The organism is Streptomyces sp. NPDC127190, from assembly GCF_042672505.1.
Taxonomy (GTDB): Bacteria; Actinomycetota; Actinomycetes; order Streptomycetales; family Streptomycetaceae; genus Streptomyces.
In genome coordinates, this window is the sequence record NZ_JBHXVE010000062.1 from 1 (window position 1) to 3726 (window position 3726).

Consider the following 3726-nt stretch of genomic DNA (forward strand, 5'->3'; position numbering starts at 1 on the left):
GCCCGCGGGCGCCGTTCAGCGGGCGGGGGGCCGCGACGTCGTCCCCGCGTCCGCGGGGGTGGCGCGCCCGCGACGGGCCGGCACGGCATCTACGCGGGGTCGTCCCCGCGTCCGCGGGGGTTGCTCCGTGCTGCGCCCAGGCACCCTCACCGTTGTTGCGTCGTCCCCGCGCCCGCGGGGGTTGCTCCATCTCCCAGGCCACCGGCCTGACCTTCGAGGAGTCGTCCCCGCGTCCGCGGGGGTTGCTCTCCCGCCTTGACCGATTCCACTACCCGATTCATGTCGTCCCCGCGGCCGCGGGGGTTGCTCCCCGCCACAGCCGAGGGCGAGCTCGTCGACCACGTCGTCCCCGCGTCCGCGGGGGTTGCTCCCAGGACGGCGTTAACTCTCAGGGCTACGTGGGGTCGTCCCCGCGTCCGCGGGGTTGCTCCTCCGACTCGGCGTTCGTCATGAGCAACGGCAGGTCGTCCCCGCGTCCGCGGGGGTTGCTCCCCCCCCAACGCGCGGCGGCTTCAACGAGGGTGCCGTCGTCCCCGCGTCCGCGGGGGTTGCTCCTCCCGCCATCCCCGGTGTTCTCCGCCCCGGCCGTCGTCCCCGCGCCCCCGGGGGTTGCTCGCCGACCGTCGTCGTTCCGAAGATCCCTGTGAAGTCGTCCCCGCGCCCGCGGGGGTTGCTCGCCCAACGCGACCGTTGCCCTCACCAGCCTGCCGTCGTCCCCGCGCCCGCGGGGGTTGCTCGCTCACGCCGATGGACGACCGTCTCAACGGCGCGTCGTCCCCGCGCCCGCGGGGGTTGCTCGAACTCCCACCCCCCGACCGAGGTGTCCGTGGCGTCGTCCCCGCGCCCGAAGCTGATCGCAAAGCACAAGGAGGTGCCTGGTCGCTGGAGCTTCTGGGTTGTTCGGTGACCGGCGAGGCGGCACCGATGCCCGTCGGCCTGCGCCGGGCCGGGGTCCCGTGCCGGCGCTGCTCGAGGTCAGGGTTTCCAGGTGCGTAGCAGGGAGGCGATGTGGGTGCTGGTGGAGCGCGGGTTGTTCAGTTCGTGGGCGAGTGCGGTGAGCTGCTCGCGTGTGGGGTTGACGGGGATGTTGCTGGCTTCGAGGTACATGACGGCGACGGCGCAGGCGACGGTGAGGTTGGAGCGCTCGAGCCAGCGGCAGCGGCCCAAGGTGTGGACCAGGGCGGCTGCGCGGGCGTAGGGGCCGTCGTAGACGGGGTGGTCGAGGAGTTCGCCGCGGTGGCGGGCGATGGCGGCGATGGGTACGCCGTAGTCGTCGGGTGCCGGGTCGTGGTGTCCGGCCCGTTCTGCCACTTCCAGGATCCAGGATTCGTCGACGTGCAGGATCATGCGGCGGCGCCCGGGTGGGGCTGGTCATAGGGGGCGTCGAGCTGTTGTTCCAGATCGTCCAGGAAGGCACTGTGCTCGTCGATGAGCCGCTGGGCGGCTGTCATGCCGGCGGCGCGGGCACCGGTGGTGTCCTCGATGATGAGCCGCTCGACGTACTTGTTGAAATCCAGTCGGCGCGCGCGTGCGGCGGCTTTGCCGGCGGCCAGCACGTCCTCCTCGAGCCTGACCTGCGTCTGCTTCTTGATTGAGGTCACACGGCATGGTAGCAAGGTGGTAGCAGGCAGTCTACGGAGTCGAGCACTGCTCCCATATCGCAGCCGTACCGCGAGCAGGTACTCGGCCGTGCACTGCCGGGCCGCGGGCCGCGTCGGCGGCCCTCGCCGCCGCGACGGCATCCACGCTGTTCGAGTTGTGTTTGTGCCAGCGGCGCTTCTGCTCCCTGGCCTACGCCCGGGGGCCTCGACTTCAACCTCCTCGATCCGGCCCAGCATCGCCAGCGCGGTGCGCCCGTGCTCCGGCAAGTGCTGCTCCACGGTGTGGAGCCGGTAGGCGGGCTCCGACGCGGTGCCCACTGGGTCGGCCCCTTGGCTGGCCGGGTCCTGGCGTGCAGGTAGGTGGCGCAGTACAGGCCAGCGCCAGCCGACGGTCCTGCCCACAGCCCTCGCACGGCAGGGCCACCGGAGCCTGGCGCTCGCGCTCCGCCCGCTCTTGGCCAGCCGCGCCAGCGACATCACGGTGACCCTGCCCTGCGGGATGAGCCAGTACCCCCGCGGGTGCGGGGATGAGCCCGAAGGGCGTGGTCTGCCACCTGCCGGGGAAGCTCCTCACACCTCCCGCTGGGCGGAACACCACCTGGCAGGTCGTCGATCACCGATGTGAGAAATCAGAGTGGAACCCAGGTGAATGAAAAACCCAGTTCTTGGTAGCTTCACCCCAGCTCAACAAGTGTCGTCCCCGCGCCCGCGGGGGTTGCTCCCGGGATGCGCCTGCCCTGTACGTCCACGCCGGGTCGTCCCCGCGCCCGCGGGGGTTGCTCCCTCCCCTCTGAACCCCCCCTCCTGGCGGCCGCGTCGTCCCCGCGCCCGCGGGGGTTGCTCGTGCGGGTGGCCCGGTCCGTTTCCGGCACGTGCGTCGTCCCCGCGCCCGCGGGGGTTGCTCTCCGACAGAGACGTGTCCGGGGCCGGCGCGGCGGTCGTCCCCGCGCCCGCGGGGGTTGCTCGACCGACACCCCCCCCCCCCCGTGAGCGGCGGCGTCGTCCCCGCGCCCGCGGGGGTTGCTCGCATCGGGCCGGCGTTCAGCCGGGCGGCGACCTGTCGTCCCCGCGCCCGCGGGGGTTGCTCCCCGTACGGGGAGGGCAGACGCGCCTCCTTGACGTCGTCCCCGCGCCCGCGGGGGTTGCTCCGGCGAGCGTGCGCCATCCTCCGCTTGGTCGACGTCGTCCCCGCGCCCGCGGGGGTTGCTCCTGAACGTGAGCCGTCCCAGGCCGGAGTGGCCGGTCGTCCCCGCGCCCGCGGGGGTTGCTCGGTGACGGTGATGATGTCATCGCCGGACAGGCCGTCGTCCCCGCGCCCGCGGGGGTTGCTCCGGCACGGCCGCCGCCACGGGCCATCTGCTGCTGTCGTCCCCGCGCCCGCGGGGGTTGCTCCCCGACCGCCGCGATCAGGCAGCGCAGCACCTTGTCGTCCCCGCGCCCGCGGGGGTTGCTCTCGGGGCACGCCTGTCATTCCTCATGAAGCGGGGTCGTCCCCGCGCCCGCGGGGGTTGCTCCCAGTCCAGGCCGTCCTTGATGTGACCGACGGTGTCGTCCCCGCGCCCGCGGGGGTTGCTCCGTCCCCTTGGCCATCAGCTCACCCTGACCTTGGTCGTCCCCGCGCCCGCGGGGGTTGCTCCTTCTAGATACACGAGCTGGAGCTGCCTCGATTGTCGTCCCCGCGCCCGCGGGGGTTGCTCCGGGACCGCGGCCGGGACCCGGGCCGCGCCGGCGTCGTCCCCGCGCCCGCGGGGGTTGCTCCTCAGTGGACCGCCTGCATCCACGAGTAGCCGTGTCGTCCCCGCGCCCGCCAGCCGCGGCTTCGGCGCGGGCCTTCGCCGCCGCCTGCCGGGCGCGGACCTGCTCCCGCTCGGCCAACGCGGGCCCATGCTCTGGCCGTCACGTGCTGGTGGAGCTGCTGGGCGATGGCCGCCCGGCGCTCGTCCTCGGCGGCGTGCGGCAGCGCGGCCTACACGTCGGCCGCGACCTTTCGGCGCTGCGCACGGCGGTCTTCCTGCCGGTCCTCGCGGCGAGCAGTCATGTCGACCCCGCTCAGCTCGGTGCTCATGCGATCACCGCCCCGGCCGTGTCGCCGTCCAGCGAGCGGGCGGCGAGTTCGGGCAGCCGG

General features: G+C 73.6%; 3 protein-coding genes and 1 CRISPR repeat array. Of the genes, 1 reads left to right on the forward strand and 2 read right to left on the reverse strand.

The features are described 5' to 3' along the window. Nucleotides 1-975 precede the first annotated feature (975 nt). Nucleotides 976-1347 (reverse strand): fic family toxin-antitoxin system, toxin component, encoded by a 372-nt coding sequence (locus ACFVIU_RS39015; RefSeq protein ID WP_385848519.1) that lies wholly within the window; start codon nt 1345-1347, stop codon nt 976-978. Further along, complete coding sequence (locus ACFVIU_RS39020; protein ID WP_385848521.1) at nt 1344-1601, reverse strand: hypothetical protein; 258 nt, start codon at nt 1599-1601, stop codon at nt 1344-1346. The genes ACFVIU_RS39015 and ACFVIU_RS39020 overlap by 4 nt, the downstream gene beginning before the upstream one ends. A 693-nt stretch (nt 1602-2294) precedes the next feature. Next, nucleotides 2295-3420: a CRISPR direct-repeat array (repeat unit 28 nt; unit sequence GTCGTCCCCGCGCCCGCGGGGGTTGCTC). 81 nt (nt 3421-3501) lie between these two features. Between ACFVIU_RS39020 and ACFVIU_RS39025 the strand changes: the two genes are divergently transcribed. After that, the coding region (locus tag ACFVIU_RS39025) for a hypothetical protein (protein ID WP_385848522.1) at nt 3502-3726 on the forward strand (225 nt) is incomplete at its 3' end.

Bases quoted from the DNA above. Each gene is read 5' to 3' on its own strand.
- ACFVIU_RS39015 (WP_385848519.1), bottom strand. From the start codon at position 1,347: ATGATCCTGCACGTCGACGAATCCTGGATCCTGGAAGTGGCAGAACGG.